Annotated in this window: 16 protein-coding genes; 10 read left to right on the forward strand and 6 right to left on the reverse strand. The window is 62.4% G+C overall.

Going from position 1 to position 22,548, the window contains the following annotated elements; translation table 11 throughout:
- The first annotated feature begins 76 nt into the window (after positions 1-76).
- Complete coding sequence (locus F0M18_RS14495; RefSeq protein WP_149612172.1) at positions 77-1,597, forward strand: alpha/beta hydrolase; 1,521 nt, start codon at positions 77-79, stop codon at positions 1,595-1,597.
- On the opposite strand, the gene F0M18_RS14500 is transcribed toward F0M18_RS14495, so the two are convergent.
- Together F0M18_RS14500 and F0M18_RS14505 are read right to left on the reverse strand one after the other, a co-directional pair.
- Positions 1,594-2,781: a CaiB/BaiF CoA transferase family protein gene (locus F0M18_RS14500; protein ID WP_149612173.1), complete on the reverse strand. Its 1,188-nt coding sequence runs from the start codon at positions 2,779-2,781 to the stop codon at positions 1,594-1,596. The two genes, F0M18_RS14495 and F0M18_RS14500, sit on opposite strands and share 4 nt — an antisense overlap.
- A complete protein-coding gene (locus tag F0M18_RS14505; protein ID WP_149612174.1) occupies positions 2,781-3,962 on the reverse strand; it encodes an acyl-CoA dehydrogenase in 1,182 nt (393 codons plus the stop codon). The genes F0M18_RS14500 and F0M18_RS14505 overlap by 1 nt, the downstream gene beginning before the upstream one ends.
- 226 nt (positions 3,963-4,188) lie before the next feature.
- On the opposite strand from F0M18_RS14505, the gene F0M18_RS14510 reads away from it, so the two are divergent.
- Positions 4,189-5,064, forward strand: coding sequence for a LysR family transcriptional regulator (locus F0M18_RS14510; RefSeq protein ID WP_149612175.1), 876 nt, complete (start codon positions 4,189-4,191; stop codon positions 5,062-5,064).
- Positions 5,065-5,178: 114 nt separating this feature from the next.
- On the opposite strand, the gene F0M18_RS14515 is transcribed toward F0M18_RS14510, so the two are convergent.
- The gene (locus F0M18_RS14515; protein WP_149612176.1) at positions 5,179-6,210 is read right to left on the reverse strand and encodes an alpha/beta hydrolase; all 1,032 of its coding nucleotides are present in this window, start codon (positions 6,208-6,210) and stop codon (positions 5,179-5,181) included.
- 146 nt (positions 6,211-6,356) lie between these two features.
- Here F0M18_RS14515 and F0M18_RS14520 point away from each other — a divergent pair, with 146 nt between their 5' ends.
- From F0M18_RS14520 to F0M18_RS14530, 3 genes are all read left to right on the forward strand, one after another.
- The gene (locus F0M18_RS14520) at positions 6,357-7,199 is read left to right on the forward strand and encodes a helix-turn-helix transcriptional regulator (protein WP_149612177.1); all 843 of its coding nucleotides are present in this window, start codon (positions 6,357-6,359) and stop codon (positions 7,197-7,199) included.
- A gap of 4 nt (positions 7,200-7,203) precedes the next feature.
- Positions 7,204-8,790 carry a tetratricopeptide repeat-containing sulfotransferase family protein gene (locus tag F0M18_RS14525; protein WP_149612178.1) on the forward strand — a complete coding sequence of 529 codons (1,587 nt, stop codon included), beginning with the start codon at positions 7,204-7,206 and terminating at the stop codon, positions 8,788-8,790.
- A 166-nt stretch (positions 8,791-8,956) separates the two neighbouring features.
- Positions 8,957-11,323, forward strand: coding sequence for a TonB-dependent receptor (locus tag F0M18_RS14530; protein WP_149612179.1), 2,367 nt, complete (start codon positions 8,957-8,959; stop codon positions 11,321-11,323).
- A 124-nt stretch (positions 11,324-11,447) separates the two neighbouring features.
- On the opposite strand, the gene F0M18_RS14535 is transcribed toward F0M18_RS14530, so the two are convergent.
- Positions 11,448-12,797 (reverse strand): glutamine synthetase family protein, encoded by a 1,350-nt coding sequence (locus tag F0M18_RS14535; RefSeq protein WP_149612180.1) that lies wholly within the window; start codon positions 12,795-12,797, stop codon positions 11,448-11,450.
- 161 nt (positions 12,798-12,958) lie between these two features.
- Here F0M18_RS14535 and F0M18_RS14540 point away from each other — a divergent pair, with 161 nt between their 5' ends.
- Entirely contained in the window at positions 12,959-14,326 is a 1,368-nt protein-coding gene (locus F0M18_RS14540; protein ID WP_149612181.1) for an aminotransferase, read from the forward strand.
- A gap of 226 nt (positions 14,327-14,552) precedes the next feature.
- The gene (locus F0M18_RS14545; protein ID WP_149612182.1) at positions 14,553-15,938 is read left to right on the forward strand and encodes an APC family permease; all 1,386 of its coding nucleotides are present in this window, start codon (positions 14,553-14,555) and stop codon (positions 15,936-15,938) included.
- Here F0M18_RS14545 and F0M18_RS19985 read toward each other — a convergent pair.
- The gene (locus F0M18_RS19985) at positions 15,935-16,102 is read right to left on the reverse strand and encodes a hypothetical protein (RefSeq protein ID WP_188109733.1); all 168 of its coding nucleotides are present in this window, start codon (positions 16,100-16,102) and stop codon (positions 15,935-15,937) included. The genes F0M18_RS14545 and F0M18_RS19985 overlap by 4 nt on opposite strands.
- A gap of 392 nt (positions 16,103-16,494) precedes the next feature.
- Between F0M18_RS19985 and F0M18_RS14550 the strand changes: the two genes are divergently transcribed.
- Together F0M18_RS14550 and F0M18_RS14555 are read left to right on the forward strand one after the other, a co-directional pair.
- Positions 16,495-17,568 carry an efflux RND transporter periplasmic adaptor subunit gene (locus tag F0M18_RS14550; protein WP_149612183.1) on the forward strand — a complete coding sequence of 358 codons (1,074 nt, stop codon included), beginning with the start codon at positions 16,495-16,497 and terminating at the stop codon, positions 17,566-17,568.
- Positions 17,569-17,572: 4 nt separating this feature from the next.
- Positions 17,573-20,734 (forward strand): efflux RND transporter permease subunit, encoded by a 3,162-nt coding sequence (locus tag F0M18_RS14555; RefSeq protein WP_149612184.1) that lies wholly within the window; start codon positions 17,573-17,575, stop codon positions 20,732-20,734.
- Position 20,735: 1 nt separating this feature from the next.
- Here F0M18_RS14555 and F0M18_RS14560 read toward each other — a convergent pair whose 3' ends face one another.
- Positions 20,736-21,629 carry a LysR family transcriptional regulator gene (locus F0M18_RS14560; RefSeq protein WP_149612185.1) on the reverse strand — a complete coding sequence of 298 codons (894 nt, stop codon included), beginning with the start codon at positions 21,627-21,629 and terminating at the stop codon, positions 20,736-20,738.
- Positions 21,630-21,771: 142 nt separating this feature from the next.
- Between F0M18_RS14560 and F0M18_RS14565 the strand changes: the two genes are divergently transcribed.
- Complete coding sequence (locus tag F0M18_RS14565; RefSeq protein WP_149612186.1) at positions 21,772-22,545, forward strand: ferredoxin--NADP reductase; 774 nt, start codon at positions 21,772-21,774, stop codon at positions 22,543-22,545.
- The last annotated feature ends 3 nt before the right edge of the window (positions 22,546-22,548 follow it).

The following is a 22,548-nucleotide window of genomic DNA, read 5'->3' on the forward strand; positions in this document are numbered from 1 at the left end:
CAGTATCGCAGCCAACGCTCGCATCAATGCGGCCATGGCAATGGGCAGCGCCAGGCGAAACAGTTAGTATCGTTGCATGCAACATCGCAACTTTATATGGCGCTGGCTCATTCGCGCGGCCTGGGGCGTAACCGGTGTCGTCCTCACCGCCGTGTATCTCTACTACCTGCGCGCACAGGCCCTGCCGGACCTGCAGTTCTGGCACCAACAGGACCTGGCCGCAGCGGTGGTGCCTGAGCCTGAAAACTTTCGCAACATGAGCCTGGACGATTACCTGGCACATGAAGAGAACATGTTCAGCAAGCTGGACGCAACCATCGTGCAGATTGCCGCTGACGTACCGGGGTGGCACCGCTACGGCGCCACCGCCTACTCGATTTACCGGCAGGGCTGGCCCGAGGGCAACCGCAGCCAGCTGCGCACGCCAGAGTACAAGCGTGGCGTGGCGGTGCTGGTGCACGGGCTGTCGGACTCCACTCACAGCATGCGCGCGGTAGCGGGATCCTTGTACACAGAGGGCTACGAAACCCTTAATTTGCGGATGCCCGGGCACGGCACCCTGCCGGGTGCGCTGCTGAACACGCGCTGGCAACAGTTCAGGGGGGCGACGCGGCTCGGGGTGCAGGCCATGGACCAGCGCCGCGACGCCTCGCAGCCCTTAATCCTGGTGGGCTACTCCAACGGTGCCGCGCTGGCCGTGGATTACACTGTGGACGCACTTCGCAGTGGCGGGGACATGCCGGTGCCGCAACTGCTGGTGTTGCTGTCCCCGGCGATCAGGGTCGCCCCGGTGGCCGCCTACGCCAACATCCAGCGCTGGTTTTCCGAACTGCCGGGCATGGAAAAACTGGGCTGGACAGACGTGGTGGCCGAGTTCGACCCGTTCAAGTACAACTCTTTCCCGGTCAAGGCCGGCGAAGAAATCTACCAGCTGACGTCACGCCTGCAGCGACGCCTGAACACACTGACGCAGGAGCAGCGCCAGCGCTTTCCCCGCGTTATCGCTTTCCAGTCGGTGCTGGACTCTACCATTCCGGCAGACGGGGTAGTCAGTGGCCTGCTGGACAAGCTCGCCGACACGCCTGCCGAAATGGTGTATTTCGACATCAACCGCAACGCCAGCCTGCTGCCACTGCTGGTGGACAGTGGCAGGCCGCTGCTGCAGGCCCTGTCCAGCAGACCGGAGCTGGGTTTTGATCTGACCATTGTGGGCAATGCCAACGACTATTCCACCGAGGTCAGCGCGCGCACGCGGCGGCGCGGTGAGGTGACATGGTCGGAGCAAGCGACGGATTTGCACTGGCCACGCGACGTGTACTCGCTGTCACACGTGGCGCTGCCTTTCACCGTCGACGACCCGATCTACGGTATTAACGGGCAGGGCGCTACTGCCACGGTCAGTGAAATCTGGCTGAAAGGGGAACAGGGCGGGCTGGCCATTCCGCTTGCGCTACTGGCGCGACAGCGCTTCAACCCGTTCTTTGCTTACCTCGAAGAGCGCATGCTGGCGGCCGTGGCAGCCGTTACGCCTTCGGCAACGCCCTCGGCAACGCCCTCGGGACCAACGACAGCAACGCCTGCGCGCCGGCAGGACTAGTCGTCCCACTCGGCACAGTGCTCTCCCAGCATGGGCGGTGCGCGACGGTAACTGACCGGCGTGCGTGACAGTCTGATCGGGTTGCCAACCAGGTTGAGGTCGGGGTTGAGTGGATGTGGCAGCGCCACCTGCATCTCCCGGGCCTGGATCTGCGGCTCGGCAAACACATCGGCCACGCTGTTGATGGGGCCGGCGGGCACGCCCGCGGCTTCCAGCAGGCGAATCCATTCCGCCTTGTCGCGATCCAGCATCCTGGCCTGCAGCAATGGCACCAGCTGCTCGCGGTGTTGCACGCGATCGCGATTAGTGAGGAAGCGCTCATCAGCCGCCAGTTCCGGGACGCCCAGCACCTCGCAGTAACGGCGAAACTGGCTGTCATTGCCGACCGCCACGATCAGGTGGCCATCCTTCGCCACGAAACTCTGGTAGGGCACGATATTGGGATGGGCATTACCCAGCCGCGTCGGGTTGAGCCCACCGACCAGGTAGTTGGTGGCCTGGTTGGCGAGGGTAGCGACGGTGACGTCCAGCAGCGCCAGGTCCACGTGCTGGCCGAGGCCGGAGCGCTCGCGTTCGGCCAGCGCGGCCTGGATACCGATCACCGCGTACAGGCCGGTCATGATATCGGTCAGCGCCACGCCGACCTTCTGCGGTCCGGCGCCGGGTTCACCATCGCGCTCCCCGGTCACACTCATGAGGCCGCCCATGGCCTGCACCAGGAAATCGTAGCCCGGGCGGCTGGCCAGGGGGCCGTCCTGGCCGAAGCCGGTGATAGAACAGTACACCAGGCGCGGATTGATGGCCGCCAGGCTGTCGTAGTCGAGGCCAAAGCGCGCCGCCCCGCCCACCTTGAAATTCTCTATGACCACGTCGCACTCGCGCGCCAGCTCACGCAACTGCGCCTGGCCGGCCGCACTCTTCATGTCCACGCAGATCGAGCGCTTGTTGCGGTTGGCGCACAGGAAGTAGGCAGACTCTGCCGTGGCCTCACCCTGGCCGTCCGCCATGTAGGGAGGCCCCCAATGCCGGGTGTCGTCGCCAGCACCGGGGTTTTCTACCTTGATGACGTCAGCCCCCAGATCGCCCAGTATCTGGCTGGCCCAGGGGCCGGCCAGTATGCGCGACAGATCGAGAACCCGTATTCCTGAGAGCGCGGAGTTCGACGCGGCGGCCGGCGAGGTCATCAGAACGCGGGGATATCGGTCTGGCTGCGGCCCAGGATCAGTGCGTGCACATCGTGGGTGCCCTCGTAGGTGTTCACTACCTCGAGATTCATCATATGCCGCATGATCGGGTACTCATCGGAAATACCGTTGCCACCCAGCATGTCGCGCGCCTTGCGGGCGATGTCCAGCGCCTTGCCGCAGGAATTGCGCTTGATCAGCGAAATCAGTTCCGGCGCGATCTCGCCGGCATCCATCAATTGGCCGGCGCGCAGGCAGCCCTGCAGGGCGAGACCGATCTCGGTCTGCATGTCCGCCAGTTTCAGCTGCACGATCTGCTTCGACGCCAGCGGCACACCGAATTGCGTGCGCTCCAGGGTGTATTCACGGGCGGCGTGCCAGCAGGCCTCGGCGGCGCCCATGGCGCCCCAGGCGATGCCGTAGCGGGCGTTGTTGAGACAGCCGAAGGGACCCTTCAAACCCTCCACGTTGGGCAGCAGGTTTTCCTCGGGCACGAACACCTCGTCCATCACGATCTCGCCAGTGACTGACGCGCGCAGCGCCAGCTTGCCCTCGATCTTGGGTGCACTCAGCCCGGACATGCCTTTTTCCAGCACGAAACCGCGGATCTTGCCGTCATCGGTCTTGGCCCAGACCACGAACACGTCAGCAAAGGGGCTGTTGGTAATCCACATCTTGGCGCCGGACAGGCTGTAGCCGCCATCGACGCTGCGCGCCCGGGTGACCATGCTGCCGGGGTCGGAGCCGTGGTCGGGCTCGGTCAGGCCGAAGCAGCCGATCCACTCGCCGGTGGCCAGTTTGGGCAGGTACTTCTCACGCTGCTCCTCGGTGCCATAGGCCCAGATTGGATACATCACCAGGGAAGACTGCACGCTCATCATCGAGCGGTAGCCGGAATCCACTCGCTCCACCTCGCGCGCAATCAGGCCGTAGGAAATGTAGTCCACGCCGGGGCAGCCGTAGCCGTCGATGGTCGAACCGAGCAGGCCCATGTCACCCATTTCACGGAAGATGGCCATATCGGTCTCTTCACGACGGAAGGCCTCACGCACCCGCGGCGCCAGTTTTTCCTGCGCGTACTGCCTGGCACTCTGCTGCACCATGCGCTGCTCGTCACTGAGCTGACGATCCAGCAGGAAAGGGTCCTGCCAGTCCAGTTTCTGCCATTTCTTGCCTGCCATGCCTGCGCTCCCTTGAAGTATCGGATGACTGCAAATTAACAGAACATGTAAGATATATTAAATATATGTTTTTTATCTTTATAATATATTCTGGATATCCTCTTCGTGGGCATCGAGGGGAATCGCGGCTGTAGCCGCTCCTACAGGCCAGGCCGTACCCGCGCAGGCAGTGGCCGGCCATCCGGAGGGAGGGCAGCCAGCTCGAATCCCGCATGGGGACACAGGCATGGATTTACGCAAACTCGAAATTTTCGTTGCAGTCGCCGGTGCCGGCAGTTTCAGTGCCGCCGCCGAGCAGATACCGATGGCGCAGCCCGCAGTGAGCATCGCCATTCGCAAGCTGGAAGATGAACTGCAGCTGACGCTGTTCGACCGCAGCGGACGGCGCATACAACTCACCGCCGAAGGTGAGCGCCTGCTGCAACAGGCGCAGGCCATTCTGCAACAGGTGGAGGCCCTGCAGGCCTCCGCCGGCTCGTTGCAACAACTGCTGCAGGGGGAACTCAGCATCGCCTGCCCGTCCATGCTGGCAACCTACTTCCTACCCGACCTGCTCAGCGGCTTTCTCAGCCAGTACCCGGGCCTCAGCGCCTCGGTCACCCAGGCCGGTACCGAGGAGATCGAGGCGCTGTTGCTGCGCGACGAAATCGAAGTGGGGGTGACCACGGCCGACGCGACCACACAGGAACTGGAACTGGTGCCACTGGTGAACGAGCAAATGGTCGTCTGCGTGGCCGAGGACCACCCCTGGGCGCGGCGGCGCTACCTCAACGTCAAGGATCTGCATCGCACACCCATGGTGGTATACGAAAGCGGTTATTTCATCCGCGCGCAACTGGACACCCTGTGCCGGCAGCACGAGATCCGGCCCGAGCTGCGTATCCAGAGCAACTTCCTGCCACTGCTGGTGCGCATGGTAAAGCAGGGCGTCGGTGTCACCGTAGGCCTGCGCATCATGGCGCAGCAGGAGGCTGGCATTCACGGCATCCCCCTGTCGCCGAAGGTCAGCGTACCCATGGCCCTGGCCAAGCGCCGCGGCCGGGTGATTTCCCGGGCCAACCAGGCCTTCCTCGACTGGATGGCCGCGGCGGGTGAAGGTTAGCTAGTGCCCGTCCGGATGGCCAGCCCCTGGATGGCCAGCCCCTGGATCCCCGCCTTCGCGGGGATGACAGAAAAGGGTGTTTCCGGGGCCGGCCCCCGAAAAAGCAAACGCGATTCAGGCGTCGCGGCAGAAACGCGCTATACCGGCAGCGGTCTCCCGGCTGATCTCCGGACAGGCGATAACAAATACATCGCTGCCGTGAATGGTGCCCATCAGCTGCACGCAGCGTGCCGGCACACCGGCGCGCAGCAACAGGCGATAAAACTCAATGCCCTCGTCGCGCAGTGGGTCGCACTCATTAACACTGATCACCACCGGGGGCAGGCCGCGCACATCGTCCTCGCTGGCAAAGGCGGGCCAGGCCAGCGGGTCACGCTGTTCAAAGGCCTCTATACCGTAGGCCATTGCTCCCGTGTTGTTGTGCAGGTCCAACAGCAGGCCGTTGTTCTCCACCGATGAAGGGTACTGCTCCTGAGGCCAGGCTCCGGCGATGTAAGGGCACAGCGCATAGAGGCCCCGCACCAGGTCGGCCTTGCCCTCGCGCAGCAGGCGCATGCCGGTGGCGAGAGTGAGGTTGCCGCCACCGCTTTCGCCGGCAATGATGATGTGTGCGGGGTCGATTCCCAGCTCGCCGGCACTGTCCGCGAGCCACTTCACGCCGGACACACAGTCATTCAGGCCGGCAGGATAGGGCGCCACCTCCGGCGCACTGGACGGCGTCACGCAATTGCGGAAATCCACCATCGCGACCGCCACGCCCTGGTTGGCGATCAACTTGCCCCAGGCACGGTAGATGCCATTAAAGCAGGACATGGATTGCATGCCGCCGCCGTGAATGTAATACACGCAGGGCAACGTCTCATCGGATTGCGGGCGGATGAACTGTACCTTGATCGTGTTGCCATCAGGCGCGGAGGTGAATTCGCGCTCGCTGATGTCCAGCCCTGCCGAAGTGGCGACCTGGTCATTATCCACCAGTTCGAACAGCGCTACCGTCTCCTCCATCCTGGCCAGTGCCCTGGGGCTGGTGGCGCGGGCGAGGTACTCCTCCCTGGAGGCCACATCTTCCTGCGGCTGCGGTGGCACCGCGCCCATGATTTGCTTTATGCGCGGGTCGATTCGGGGGTCCTGTTCGAGTTTTGACATCATTTTTTTCCAGTCAACATGAGCGGGCACAAGCCTAGCAACGTTTGCCCGTGCAAAGGAACCCCCGGAGCATTTTTCAGACTATCGCGTTAAAAACGCCGCACAAAGAGGCTATGATGGCGCACCAGCACTGAAGACGAACAGCAATGCCAGCACTTGATGTATTCAGCCAGCACCTTGCCGGCCTGATACCCGCCACCGGCCAGTCGACGTTTCCCGCGCAACTCGTGGCGATGTTGCGCGCACTGGTGCCGGTGGACGACGCCAGCATCATTTTCTACCCGGAGCGGGACCTGCCGGTGGTGGAGTACTTCGAGGAACACGAGACTGCCGGGGGCTCGACACTGGACGTGTTCGCCAAGGGCGCTTTCCTGCTCGACCCTTACTATCTCGCCGCCACACGCGACCGGCAGTTCGGCGTCTTCCGCCTGCGTGAACTCTCGCCCTCGGGCTTCAAGGACAGTGAGTACTACAAGACCTGGTACCGCAATTGCGGTTACCAGGACGAATGTGGGTTTCTCATACCCACCTCGGAACAGGGCTTCGTCAATATCGCCCTGGGCAAGACCGCGGCCCGGGCCAGCTTTACCCAACGCGAGCGCAAGCTGCTGCAGGACATTCATCCCTCGGTGGCAGCGCTGTGCCAACAGCACTGGGCGCAAAGTGAAGGCAGCAAGGATGGCGTCGACCTGCGGGCACAACTACACAGCGCACTGGAATCCTTTGGCTCCAGCCTGCTCACGGAGCGGGAAACCCAGGTTATCAACCTGGTCCTGCACGGCCACAGCACCAAGACCGTGGCCGACAAGCTGTCGATTTCCATGGAGACCGTCAAGCTGCATCGCAAGCACGCCTACGCCAAACTCGAGGTCTCCTCGCAGGCGGAACTGTTCTACCTGTTCCTCGACTCACTCATGAGCGCCAAGGACTACGCCGGCGGCGACACGCTGGTCGCCTACCTGCAGCCACCAGCGCGAAGCCAGACCTGACATCATGACCCAAAACACTTCTGACGCAGCGCTGCAGTCGCTGCTAAAAAACGGCTTCAGCGCGCTGTCACGCGGCGACTTTGCCAGCGCCGGTGACTGCTGTCGCGAGATCTTGCAGGCACAGCCGGACCTGCCACAGGGTCATTTTCTCGTTGGCCTGCTCGGCCTGGAGAGCAAGGACAGGAAAACCGCGTTCAGCGCATTCCAGTCCACGGTCAGGCTTGACCCCGATCACGCCGCGGCATGGGCGCAACTGGCGCGGCTGTACATGACCGAGGGGCAGGTCAACCGGGCCGACGCGGCGCTGCGCGAAACCCTGCGCATCAAGCCGGGTGACCCCATGGTGCTTGACCTGATCGGCACCACACTCACCCTGATGGGCGAGCACAGCGCAGCCCAGGCTTTCTTTGCCCGCGCCAACCAGCAGCAGCCGAATTTCCCGCCATTCATGCAAAACCTGGCCAACAACCTGGTCTATCACGGCGACACTGCAGACGCCGACACGATTTTCCGCGACATCATCCGCCTGCAGCCAGACAGCCCACAGGCGCACTGGGCACTGGCCAGCTCCACCCGGGCGGAAGATGACAGCCATATACAGGCCATGCAGCAATGCGTGGCGCGACGCGGCGACGACCCGCGCGCCAATGCCTTCTATTACTATGCCATCGGCAAGGAATTCGAGGACCTGCAACAGTGGCCCGATGCGTTCGATGCATTCGCCAACGGCGCCGCCGCCCGGCGCGCTACCGTCGACTACGATGAAGCAGCGGAAATCGACATGTTTCGCTGCCTGGAGGAAACCTATACGGCGCAGTGGCTTAGGGAAAATGCCGGCGGCAATCCCGACAGCTCACCCATTTTCGTACTTGGCCAGCCACGCACCGGCACCACACTGGTAGAACGCATTATCACCAGTCATTCGCAGGTTCACTCGGCCGGTGAGCTACAGCAGTTCGGCCTTGGGCTCAGGCGACTGGCGGACTATCGCAATCCAAAGCGCTTCACCGCGGAGTTGTTCACCGCTGCAGCGGAGCTGGACGCCGCCAGGCTGGGCGCCCTCTACCTGCAAACCACGGCCAAGATGCGCGGCAATACGCCGCGTTTTGTTGACAAGTTGCCGCAGAACTACCTGATGATCCCGCTGATTCTCAAGGCGCTGCCCAATGCCCGGATCGTACACCTGGTACGCAACCCGATGGACGCCTGCTTTGCCAGTTTCAAGCAACTGTTCGCCGACGCCTACCTGCACTCCTACGAGCAAGGCGAGATGGCCCGCCATCACGCGCGCTATCGCCGGCTGATGCAGACCTGGCGCGAACGCTTTCCGGGGCGCTTCTTCGATATCGAGTACGAGGACACGGCCCGCAACCTCGAACCCAACGCGCGCGCTTTGATCGACTACCTGGGCCTGCCCTGGGAAGATGCCTGCCTGGAGTTTCACCAGCAGGCCGGGGCCGTCACCACAGCCAGTGCGGTACAGGTGCGGGAACCCGCCCATACCCGCTCCATCGGCCGCTGGCGCCGCTATGAAAAGCAGCTGCAGCCCATGCTGGACGCGCTGGGGAAAGAGGGAATTACTGTGGAATAATCCCCATTCCGTGCGCCTACCCCATAGGGGTATATTATTGGCTGGCCACATTGGCTAGTTTAAAGTCGCAAAATATACAAGCAGGCAACCCGAAGCAGGCAGCCTGCATAATCATTAGCACCGCCCGTAAGAGCGCTCACATCCAACGCAATCAAATGGGGATACCATGACTCGCAATCCGGCAAAATCGTTGCCCACCGCAGCAACACCCAACGGCAAAACCAGCCTGGCCATGGCCGTTTCGGCAGCTGTGTTCGCCTCGGCCATCAGCACACCCGCCTTCTCCCAGACCCTGGAAGAAGTCATTGTCACCGCCACCAAGCGCAGCGAATCGGTACAGGATGTACCGCTGGCGATTACCGCGCTCTCCGGCGAGTTCATGGAAGACGTGAATCTCTCGGACGTGAAGGACCTGGTGACCTACACCCCTGGCGTCACCGGCAACAGCCAGGACAGCTTCATCGATGCCATCAGCATTCGCGGCATCCGCACCCAGGATTTCGGCGTCGGCCTTGACCCCTCTTCCGCGTTCTTCAAGAACGACCTCTACGAAGGACGCAACGGCTCAGCGGTGACCAGCCTTTACGACCTGGACCGTGCGGAAGTACTGCGTGGGCCGCAGGGCTTCCTGTTCGGCCGTAACTCCATCGGCGGCGCTTTCAGTGTGCACACGCGCCGCGCCGTGATCGACAGCACAGAAGGTTTCGTTAACCTGGACGTGGGCGAACGCGACCGCGCCGTGGTCGATGGCGCCATCAACGTACCGGTCAGCGACAACTTTGCCATGCGCCTGGCGGGCCTGTACTCCCAGGAAGATGGCTTCGTGAAGAACAACTTCCCCTCGGAAGACCTGATCGAACATGAAAACTGGGCGTTGCGCTGGTCTACCACCTACGAGACCGGCAACCTCGGCATCTACACCATGGTCGAGTACGAAGAGCGCGAGCAATCGGGTTCTGTCTACCGCGCGGTGACCGAAGGCGATGTCTGGGACACGCTGGAAGCGGCCCTGGGCCCGATCGATGTGCGCGGCTCGGATGAAGAAGTGGACGTGGACCGCTCCGGCGGCGACAACGACGACTCCGACATCCTCACCCTGGGGCTGCGGGTGGATTATGAGTTCGACTTCGCCACCCTGACCTCCAACACCGGGTACAAGGATCACGACTACTACTACAACGAAGACTATGACGGCACCCCGCTGAACCTGGAGACTTACCGCCAGGACCAGGAAGGCGACTACTTCCAGCAGGAGCTGCGCCTGACCTCCAACGCGGAAGGGCCGCTGTCATGGTATGCGGGTGTTTCCTACTACAAGGAAGACCTGACCACCAAATACCGTTTCGCGGGCGAGGAAGATTTCTTCTGTCAGTACTACGGTTACTACTACAACTCCGGTATGACCTTCTCCGGCTGTGAAGACCTCTACGCCTACTACGGCAGCGAGTTCACCCCCAGCGCCAACGGCCTGCTGGAAGAAACCGCCACCATCAAGGGCAAGTATGAGGGCTGGGGCGCGTACCTGAACCTGGCTTACTTCATCACCGAAAACCTGCAGATCGAAGGCGGTGTGCGCTGGACCGACGACGAGAAAGAGTTCACCACCAACGTCCCCACCCCGGTAAGTGACCTCGGCCCCTACTGGGCTTTCGGTTACTCCACTGCGGAACCCCTGACGGCCAAGGAATCCTGGGATGACGTGACGCCGCGCTTTATCGTCAAGTGGACACCCACCGAAACCGCCCTGCTGTTCGCCTCTTACACGGCGGGCTACAAGTCCGGCGGCTTCGGCACCTTCTCGCTGGCCGACAACCCGGACGGTGACATTGCTATTGGCAACGTGGACATCGTACGCGCCGACGGCTTCCTGCCCGACCCGGTTGACCCGGAAGAGGTCGACTCCTATGAGATCGGCTACAAGGACACCTTCCTCGATGGCACCATGAACTTCGACATCGTTGCCTTCTACTACGATTACACCGACTTCCAGGTCACCGTGGGCACCGAATCCGGCGCCACCCTGATCGAGAACGCGGGTGAAGTAGAAGCCTACGGTGTGGAGAGCTCGTTGACAGCCGGCATTGGCGACTACCTGACCGCCTACCTGACCGTTGGCTACTTCGACTCCGAGGCCAACAAGCTGGGCGACGTCTGCGGCCTGGAAGACCCGCTGGGTTGTGAAGGTACGCACCTGTTCTGGGCCCCCGAATGGTCCGGCTCCTTTGTACTGCATGGTGCCTACCCGATGGGTTCCGGCGCGATTACCGGTGCCTTTGAGCTGACCTTCGAGTCCGAGCGTGGCGGCGGCTGGGAAGAACTGGACGAAACCATGATCGATTCGTACGAGGAGATGTCCCTGCGCGTGGGCTGGGAGTCAGACAACAACTGGTTTGTGGAAGCCTATGTGGAAAACCTCACCGACGAGTTCACCTGGGACGGCATGAACAACCTGGGCGGCAAGGAGCCCAATGCCTTCTTTGGCCCACGCCGGCCGCGCACCTTCGGCCTGCGTACCGGCATCGCCTGGGACTAGACGTTCCCGACATCCGCATCAAGGCGCCGCAAGGCGCCTTTTTTGTTTGTCACCGCGATCGAATCGCACCATGGCGTGGCGACATCATCCGGCACTCGCCAGTGCCATGCTCTGTGCAGTAGCGCTACAGGCAACCCTCGTATTCCAGCACGGTGACCTGCCGGTCATGCTCATCCAACTCCTGCTGTTTGAGAATACTGAATACTTTCTGGAAGTCCTCGCCGAAGCGGGCGCGCACAACTTCGGAACCCTGGAAATACGCCAGCGCATCCGGCCAGTAGCGTGGCAGCGAGGGCGGCACCTGGTCGTAGGCGTTGCCCTCCAGCGGTGTCGGCGGTTCGAGTTCGCCCTCGATGCCATGGAGGATGCCGGCAAGGATTCCGGCGATAACCAGGTAGGGATTGGCGTCGGCGCCGGCGACGCGATGCTCGATGCGCCGCGCCGAGGGCGCATCCGCGGGCACGCGTATAGCGACGGTGCGGTTTTCGTAACCCCAGGTGGGCGCCAGTGGCGCATGCGTGCCGCGCTGGAAGCGGCGGTAGGAATTCAGGTTGGGGGCAAACAGCAGCATGCTTTCCTGCAGCATATCCAGGCAGCCGGCAATGGCCTGGCGCAACAACGGTGAACCCTGGTCAGTGCCGTCGTCAAAGGCATTACCGCCGTCCGCGCCCTGCAGGCTGCAGTGCACGTGCATGCCGTTACCGGGAATATCGGCAAAGGGCTTGGCCATGAAGGTGGCGCGGTAACCATGCTGCCGGGCCACGCCCTTGATCGCGCGCTGCAGCATCACCGCCTGGTCGGCCGCGAGCAGTGCATCCGCGGTGTGATAGAGGTTGATCTCATACTGGGATGGCGCTGACTCCTTGATCAGCGTATCCACCGGTAATCCCTGCGCGACACAGGCATCGCGGATGGCATGCAGCACGGGGGCCTGCTCCGCCATGGCGTCCATACCGTAGGTTTGCCCCGCCGCCAGGGTTCCGCCCAGGCGATCGGATTGTGTGTGTTGGGGCAGCCCGCTGGGATCCATCTCTGCCTGCAGCAGGTGGAATTCCATTTCCGTGGCCATGACCGGCGTCAGGCCGTGTTCCGCCAGGCGCTCTACCAGCCCGGTGATAATCATGCGCGGGTCATAACGGCAGGGCATGCCGTCGATCTGCGCCATGGACATCAACACCTGCCCGCTGGGCCGTTCAGCCCATGGCGTTGGCACCAGGGTGCGAATATCGGGCCGGCAGTAGCCATCCCCGTCACCGGTTGCGAACACCCACTCCTCGCCATCGCGACCCCAGATATCAAATGCCAGCGTGGACAGGGGCATTTTCAGCTGCCCCGCCATCACCTTGTGGATCTTGTCCCGCGTCACCCACTTGCCGCGCAGCCCGCCGCAAAGGTCCTTCAGCATGACTTCAAATATCTCGATGTCAGGGTTTTCGTCGAGGAAGGTTTGCAGTGTTGCTTGGATATCAGGCATGCGCGGTTTCCTGTTGCTGCGGCGTTCAAACACCACTTTTGGGGTAATTTATTGTCCCTATGGCTGTGCCACACTCTACCAACGATCTATCACCCTCGGCCATACCACTTCCGGGTATCAACGCCGCGGGATCACCTGCGTTACACCAGGGAGGCAAGGCAATGAACATGCAAGCGAACAGTGGCAACCTGAAACAGCTGGACCGGTCTCACCACCTGCACCCGTTCACCGACTTCAAGGACTATGCGGAGCACGGCGGCCGCGTGTTTTCGCGTGCCGAACACATCTACATCTACGACAGCAACGGCCACAGGATGCTGGATGGCATGTCCGGTCTGTGGTGCTGCAACCTCGGTTACAGCCAGCAGTCCATCGTTGACGCCGTCACCGAGCAGATGCAGCAACTGCCCTACTACAACAACTTTTTCCAGTGCTCCAACCAGCCCGCCATCGAACTCGCCAAGGCGCTGGTGGATGTCACCGAGGAACGCTTCAATCACGTGTTCTTCACCAACTCCGGCTCCGAGGCCAACGATACCAACCTGCGCCTGGTGAACCGCTACTACCAGTTGCAGGGGCGGCCGCAGAAGAAACTCATCATCAGCCGCAAGAACGCCTACCACGGTTCCACCATCGCCGCCGCCTCACTCGGCGGTATGGGGCCGATGCATGACCAGACCAACGGCCTGGACTACGTGCATCACATCGAGCAGCCACACTGGTTTGAGGTGGGTCCTGACGAGGACCCGGATGCCTTCGGTGTGCGCATCGCGCGCCAGCTCGAGGAAAAAATCGATGAACTGGGCGAAGACAACGTGGCCGCCTTCATTGCCGAGCCTGTCCAGGGCGCCGGTGGCGTTATCATCCCGCCGGACAGCTACTGGCCGGAGATTCAGCGTATTTGCGATGAGCGCGATATCCTGCTGATTGCGGACGAGGTCATCTGCGGCTTCGGTCGCACCGGCAAGTGGTTCGGTTCGGAAACCTATGGCATCAAGCCGGACCTGATGACCTTCGCCAAGGCCGTCACCAACGGCTACCAGCCACTCGGTGGCGTCATGGTCAGCGACAAGATCGTCGACGTACTGCTGGCGCACGAGGGCGAGTTCGCCCACGGCCTGACCTACTCCGGCCACCCCGCCGCTGCAGCCGCAGGGCTGGCGACGCTGAAGATTCTCAAAGAAGGCAATGTGATTGCCGACGCCGCCGCCAATATCGCCCCGCATTTCCAGTCGCGCCTGCGTGAACTGGCTGACCATCGCATCGTCGGCCAGGTGCGCGGTCGCGGCATGTTCGCCGCCGTGGAGCTGGTACGCGACAAGTCATCGCGCGAGAAGCTGGCGCCCGAATCCGCCGGAGCCGTGTTCTGCCGTAACACCGCCAACGAGCTCGGCCTCATGGTGCGCCAGACCGGCAACGCCATGATCATGGCGCCACCATTGATCTGCAGCACCGAAGAGATCGATGCGCTGGCCGACATGCTGGCACAGGCGCTGGATGAGACGGCAAAACACTACGGTGTTTCCTGAGTAGAATATCCAGTCCCGGCCACGCGCCGGGATTTTTTTGTCGATGGCAGGGGCCGTCGTTCGTACAATCAGGCCTGGTAAGTGAGTCATCGCGGCTGTAGCCGCTCCTACAACAACTAGAACAGGTCCCGTAGGAGCGGCTACAGCCGCGATGATTCGAACGGCACTGGCACCCTGTAGGAGCGGCCACAGCCGCGATGTCCAATCAGCAAGGGAACAACAATAAATGTCTGAGCACATAAAGACCCTGAAGCTTCGCGACCTGGTGCTGTTCACCGTGTCCGCCATCCTGCTCGCCGACACACTCACAGCCGCGGCATCAGTAGGCGCGTCTGCAATATCCTGGTGGATCATCCTCGGGGTCCTGTTCTTCGTGCCCTTCGCCATGATCTGCGCCGAGATGGGCTGCGCCTACCCTGAACAGGGAGGCATCTATGCGTGGATTCGCGACGGTTACGGCGGGCGCTGGGCATCACGGGCCACCTGGTGCTACTGGGTCAACACCGCGGTATGGATACCCGCCATTTACATCCTCTTTGCCGGCGTGTTCAAGCAGATGTTTTTCCCCGACCTGTCCATGGCGGCACAGATCGCCATCGGTATCGGCCTCACCTGGGTGGCGGTTGCCGTCAACGTGATCACCCTGGACGTGGGCAAGTGGGTGCCCAATATCGGCGCCATCCTCAAGGTGGCGATCTTCATTGCCATCATTATCGGCGCCGCGGTGCACGTCACCGATGCCGGGATGGCCAATCCACTGACGGTGGAAACCTTGACACCGGACTGGAGCGGCAGCGCCCAGTACATTCCCGCCATCATCTACGGCATGCTCGGTTTCGAACTGGCCAGCGCCGGCAGCGAGGAGATGAAGGACCCCGCACGGGACGTACCGCGAGCCATTTTCATCTCCGGCGTCATTATCATCCTGTTGTACACGCTGGGCACCATGGCCGTGCTGGCGGCTATCCCGGCTGGCGACATCAACCTGGTAGAGGGCCTGGTAGACACCCTCACCCTGTTTTTTGGTGACAGCGCCGCCGGCCGCACACTGGTGCTGCTGCTCGGCCTGGGCGCACTGTTTTCCTTTTTCTCCAATGGCGTAACCTGGGCGCTGGGTTGCAACCGGGCGGCGGCAGAAGCGGCCACCGAGGGTGAATTACCCCGCATTTTTGCCCTTGAGGACCCGCAACGCGGTACGCCGGTGGGCGCCGCCGTGCTGATGGGACTGGTCAGCACCCTTTGCCTGCTGCTCTACGGCTTCCTGGCCGGCACCAACGAAGACCTGTTCTGGTCGCTGTTCGCGTTCAGCGCGGTGATCTTCCTGCTGCCCTACCAGGGCATGCTGTTGACCTTCCTCAAACTGCGGCGGGAAGACGCGGACCATCCGCGACCCTACCGCGTCCCGGGTGGCAGCGGTTCGGCACACCTGGCCGCGGGTCTGTGTATCACCATCCTGGCGCTGTCGATATTCCTGTTCCTGTATACACCCGGCGCCGGCTTCGAATGGGCCGTGGTGAGCGGTGTGGTCGTTACCCTGCTGATCGGCGAGGTGGTCATCCGCTTTGCCGAGAACCATCGCCGCCCCACCCGCGGCGCGGCGGAAACCGGCTAATCCGGAGTACCCGACCGGATCAGGCTGGACTTGATCGCATGCCGACTGGCCTCTCCGGAATCGCGGTTCAAACAGCGAAATTCACTGGCTACCAGCGAGCGCTCCCGCAACAGTCGCGAGAGCACGTCAACCGGTAACGACAGCTCTACATACCTGGACTTCATTATATTCTCCCGTTCTTCGTGGCCTGGTGGCGTCGAAAACTGGCTAATACCCTGGCGGCTGTGCCGGATTCAGCCCGGTGCTGTATCACCTTCCCGCTCTGACTCGAATCTCAGGTAAACGGGCACAGGTCATACAGCACGTTGCCGTGTTTTCGCCCTAAGATTAATGCGAATGGTTATCATTTGTAAATAGGGGTCTACCGCAAGCCGTAAACAGCGCGGGTCCTCGCTTACGACTGATCGAAAAAGTGGCCCCGGGGCGTATACATCCCGTAATCAAACCCGTACAAGCTGATGACGCCGGCCATCGACGCCCGGCAGGGACCCGCAATAGCACTCGCGGGCAAAAGCCGTCATCATTGCCACCCCCAACCAGGAGATTGCTAGAGGCCATGCTTCGTATCCAGCTACTGAGTGTTTTTGCGCTGGCATTATTTGCCCTTCCAACGCTGGCACAGCCGGCTACGGCACCTGTGTCTGTTGAAGTTGCCAGCGAACGCGACATCACCCAGGTTATCCAGTTGTCCGGCACCGTCACCGCGGAGCGTCATGCAGAACTGTCTGTGGCGACCTCGGGACTGGTCACAGCACTGGCCGTGGATGCCGGCACGCAGGTCGATGCAGGCCAGCCGTTGCTGGAGCTGGATGCAGAACTCGCGCAGTACCAGTACCGCAGCGCGCTCGCCGCGGAATCCCAGGCCGAACGCGCACTGGCTGACGCCAGACGCCGCCTGGAGGAAGCGCGCAGCCTGGCGCCGAACCAGAGCATCGCCAAAACCGTGGTGCGCGACCTGGAGGCAGAGGTCGCCGAGGACGAGGCCGCGCTTGAGCGTGCGCGTGCCGAGAGCGGCTATCGACGCGGCATCCTGGCGCGACACGAGCTCAAGGCACCTTTTGCCGGCGTGATCAGTGACCGCAGCGCGGAACTGGGTGAGTGGGTCACCCCCGGGCAACCGGTACTGACACTGATCTCCACTGCAAGCCTGCGCCTGGACCTGCAGGTGCCCGAGGATTACCTGGGCATGGTGGACACAGACACACCAGTGGCTTTCAGCCTTGGCGCGCAGCGGGACAAACTCTACCGCGGCAAGGTCTTATCCCGGGTACCGGCACCCGACCCCAACCTGCGCACCTTCCTGGTACGGGTGGGGCCCGCGGAGTCGATACCGAGAATGCTGCCGGGCATGTCCGCGCGCGCCGAACTGCGGCTGCCTACCGGGCAACGCAGGGTGACTGTGCCGCGCGATGCGGTGTTGCGCTACTCTGATGGACGCATCGTGGTATGGGTGGTGGAAGAGGTCGATGGCGTGCCCACCGCGGCCGAGCGCCTGGTGCAGGTCGGCTTTCGCTTCGATGGGCGCATCGAAATTACCAGTGGCATCAGCGCGGGCGAGCAGGTGGTGATCACCGGCAACGAGTCACTGCGCAACGGCCAGGCGGTCAGCGTTTACCAACCGGAGGGTTAAAACCGTGTTCGAGCATATCGTGCGCAACGGCACACTGGTTACGGTCAGCGTCCTCATCATCGCGGTACTGGGTATTGTCGCGGCCACCCGCATACCGGTGCAGATGATCCCTGACCTCGACGTGCGCACCATCAGCGTGCGCACGGTGTGGCCCGGCGCCACGCCCCAGGACGTGGAAAAGGAGATCCTGATCGAACAGGAAGACTACCTGCGCAACCTGCCCAACCTGAGCCGCATCACCGCCACCGCCTCCACGGGTTCGGCGCGCATCGAACTGGAATTCCCCCTCGGCACCGACACCACCGAGATGATGATTCGCGTGAACAACGCGCTCAACCAGGTTCCCTCTTACCCGGAAAATGTGGACGAACCGCAGATCTTCGCCAGCTCTTACTCCAGCAACGCCTTCATGTTCTTTACCATCACGCCGCAGCCCGGCAACCCCCGGCAGCTGGATATGGACCTGATGCGCGATTTCCTCGAGGACAACGTCAAGCCGCGCATGTCCAGTGTTCCCGGCGTATCGGATATCACCATCTGGGCGGGCTCGGAGCGACAGATCCAGATTCTGGTCGACCCCGCGCGACTGGCCCAGCGCGGGCTCAACCTCATGGACGTGCGCAGCGCCATACGCGAGCGCAACCGCGATCGCTCCGGCGGTGACCTGGAGTCGGGGAAACGCCAGTACCTGTTGCGCACCATCGGCCGTTTTGCGGATCTTGAAGAACTGCAGCAGCTGATCATCACCCGCCGCGGCGACACCATTATCCGGCTCGGCGATGTCGCCGATATCCGCATGGACCATTTCGAGAAGCGCGGCACCTCCAGTTTCAACGGCTCCCCGGGCCTGATGATGGGGGTACGCCGCGAATCCGGCTCCAACGTGATCGACATCAAGCGGCAGATGATCGCCGAGGTGGAACTGCTGCAGAAGCAGGTGATGGCACCGGCGGGCATGGACATACGCCTGATTGCCGACGACGTGGTCTATGTCGAGGACTCCATCCGCACGGTATGGCAGAACCTGTTCCTGGGCGCTTTGTTCGCCACCGTGGTGATGTACCTGTTCCTGCGTTCCGGCCGCGCCACGCTGGCCGGCGTGATCGGCATTCCGCTGTGTGTGATCGTGGCTTTTCTCGGCCTGCTGCTGGCGGGGCGCACCATCAACGTGATCTCCCTGGCCGGCATCGCCTTTGCGCTCGGCATGACCCTGGATAACAGTATCGTGGTGCTGGAAAGCATCGAACTGGAACGGCGCAAGGGTGCCGAGCGTTTGCGTGCGGCGGTGGAGGGCGTGAGGAAGGTCTGGCCGGCGGTATTCGCCTCGACCATGACCACCGTGCTGGTGTTCCTGCCGGTGGCGTTTATCGAGCAGGAGGCGGGGCAGCTCTATTCCGACGTCGCCATCGCCATCTCCGCCGCCATCCTGGCCTCCATGCTGGTGGCCATTACGGTACTGCCCACGGCGGCGGCGCGGCTCGAGTTTGTCAACGAGGCCAAGCGCACTGGCAACAGCGGCGCCAGTGACGGCAGGCTGCGTGCGCGCACCCTGGCGGCAGTGGAATGGCTGCTGCAGACGCCGCGCCGGCGCCTGGGCACAGTACTGGTCGCCGCGGCCACCAGCACCGCCATCATCATGCTGCTGACACCGCCGGCGGAGTACCTGCCCGAGGGCGAGGAGCCAAAAATTTTCGCCAACATGAGCGCGCCGCCCGGCTACAACATGGCCGCCATGACAGAGATAGGCGCCGAGGTGGAACGTTATTTCCTGCCGCACGTGGACGCCGATCCGGAACTGTACCACCGTGGTGAAACCGAGGTGCCGGCGATCAAATACATGAACCTGCGCGTGATGACCGACAGCCTGTTCGTCATTGCCGAGCCGGTGGAGCCGCGCGACATCGAGGACCTGATGGACGTGCTGGGCGAAAAATTCAGGTCTTTCCCCGGCATGCGTGCCTTCGCCGCGCGCGGCTCCATTATCACCAGTAACAATGGCGGCACGCGTTCCATCAACCTGGATATCTCCGGGCCGGATCTTGAGTCCATTTACCGGGTGGCGCAGCGCGCCGAAGAGCGCGCCCGGGAAGTGTTCGACAAGCCGCGCATCCAGAGCCAGCCGCGGGCGCTCAGCCTGGCCCAGCCGATGATGCAAATCCGCCCACGCTGGGAGCGCGCGGCGGAACTGGGCCTGGGAGCGGAGGCGCTGGGCTACACCATTTCTGCCATGACCGATGGCGCCTATGTGGACGAGTTCTTCATGGGCGACGACAAGATCGACATGTACCTGTACAGCGATTCGGGACTGGACGTGGAGATGGACAACCTCAGCCAGCTACCCCTGTATACGCCGCTCGGTAACGTGGTGCCGCTGGGAGCCCTGGTTGACTTCGAGGAAACCATGGACACCAGCAGCATCCGCCGCGTGGGCGGGCGACGCACTGTCACCCTGAACATCATTCCGCCGCGCGAGGTGCCACTGGAAAGTGGCGTCGTCCAGGTCCAGGATGATGTGGTGCAGTACCTGCAGGAACGCGGTGACATTCCCTCCGACGTGAATATCGTCATCTCGGGCGCGGCGGATCAACTGGACGCCACCCGCGAGGCACTGCTGGCCAATTACCTGGTCGCGTTGTTCATCGTCTACCTGCTGATGGTGGCGATCTTCAACCACTGGGGCTATCCGCTGCTAATCCTCGCCTCCATACCCCTGGGCATCGCCGGGGGCATTGTCGGCCTGTCGCTGCTAAACGGCGTTGGCGGCCTGCTGCCACTGGTAGGCTTGTCGGAAATCGTGCAGCCCTTCGACATGATCTCCATGCTGGGCTTTCTTATCCTCATGGGCACCGTGGTCAACAACCCGATCCTGGTGGTGCATCGCTCGGTAGAGAATTTCAACAATGGCGACACGCCGCTGGCGGCCGTGGTGGAGGCGGTGCATGCGCGCTTGCGGCCAATTGCCATGTCCACGATCACAACACTGTGTGGCCTGGCGCCGCTGGTACTGTTGCCGGGCGCAGGCACCGAGCTGTATCGCGGCGTCGGCGCCATCGTCCTGTTTGGCATCCTTGGCGCCATGCTGGTCACCCTGACCATGCTGCCGGCCCTCACGGTGATGACACTGGAGTTCCAGGCCCGCCGCGCCGGCCGCCCCGTGCCCGCCTGACTCACCCGGCCCCGTCGTCGCTGTGCTCGCTGCACAGCTGCAGCCAGCGACGCAGGGTTTCGCTGTGAAACTTGTCCCGGTGCAGGATCAGGTTGAGCTGGCGGCGAAAATCGCGCTGGGGCACCGCCAACGGTACCAGGGAGCCGCGGGCAAAGGCCTCGCGCAGGCTGATGCGTGACAGGCAACCCACGCCCAGCCCCGCTTCCACCGCGCGCTTGATGGCCTCCGTGTGCTGCAACTCCATGCTGATATCCAGCCCGGTGAGAATACCGGCCATAGCGCGTTCGAAGACCTGGCGGGTGCCCGAACCGGGCTCGCGCACAATCCACGCCTGCTGCTGCAACTGCCTGTCGGTCACCCTGGCACGCTGCGCCAGCGGATGATCGGGTGCGGCAAACACCTGCAGCTCGTCATCGCGCCAGCGCAGGGTCTCCAGGCTGCGGTGGCTGACCTCCCCTTCTATCATGCCCACGTCGAGCTCAAAATCTGCCACGCGGTTGACAATGGCGCGGGTATTGGCGACATGCAGCGACACATCCGTCCCCGGGTAGCGCTCGCGGAACTCGGCAATCATCGGCACGGCGAGATAATTGCCCACGGTCAGGGTCGCCCCAAGCCGCAGTGAACCCGCGGTATCCCCACTCATGGCCTGTTCCAGGGCCTCGGCCTGGGCCAGCAGGTTCTCCGCCTGGGGGCGCAACTCCCGCCCCAGCTCACTGAGTTGCAGGCGCTTGCCCACACGATCAAACAGCTGCACACCGAACTGGTGCTCCAACTCCTTGAGCGCGCCGCTGGCGGCGGACTGGGACATGGATAACTGTTGCGCCGCACGGCTGATGTTCTCGTCGCGGGCTGTGGCCAGGAACACCTGTAACTGCCTGAGGGTAAATCTCATATCTGCATTTCCGATTACATATATCTAATATATCGTTTTTACAGATATCTGGACAGTGCCTATCATGCCCCCCGTTGAACACAAATCAGACCCGCGGGTGCCGGACCGGCGCGCGCGTTGCAATGCAGCACGGGAGAACACCATGGCAACACTGCTCAGGGAACAGGTGACCGAAGTACACCACTGGACCGACCGCCTGTTCAGCTTCAAGACCACCCGCGACCGCGGTTTCCGTTTCAAGAACGGGCACTTCACCATGATCGGCCTCGAGCACCAGGGCAAGCCGCTGATGCGCGCTTACAGCCTGGCCAGCGCCAACCACGAGGACGAACTCGAATTCTTCAGCATCAAGGTGCCGGACGGCCCGCTGACCTCGAAGCTGCAAAACATACAGCCCGGAGATGAATTGCTGGTGAACAGCAAATCCACCGGCACCCTGGTGCAAGACAACCTGCTGCCGGGCAAGCACCTGTACCTGATCGCCACCGGCACCGGCCTGGCGCCCTTCCTCAGCATTATCCGCGATCCGGAAATTTACGCGTCCTATGACAAGATCATCCTCACCCACGGTTGTCGCGAGGTGGACGAACTGGCCTACCAGGAGTTGATCACCGAGCACCTGCCCCGGCATGAATACCTGGGCGATGATGTGCGCGAGAAGCTGATCTACTACCCCACGGTCACCCGTGAAAAATACATCAACAACGGCCGCCTCACCGACCTGCTGCGCTGCGGCAAACTGGAGCGTGACATCGGCCTGCCACAGGTGGACCCGGAGCAGGATCGCTTCATGATCTGCGGCAGCCCCACCATGCTCAAGGATATTTGCGGGCTGCTGGACCAGCGCGGCTTCAGCGAATCACGCAATGGGCACATTGGCGAATACGTGATCGAGCGCGCGTTTGTTGAAACCTGACCC

This window comes from Pseudohalioglobus sediminis (assembly GCF_008370495.1).
Taxonomy (GTDB): Bacteria; Pseudomonadota; Gammaproteobacteria; order Pseudomonadales; family Halieaceae; genus Halioglobus.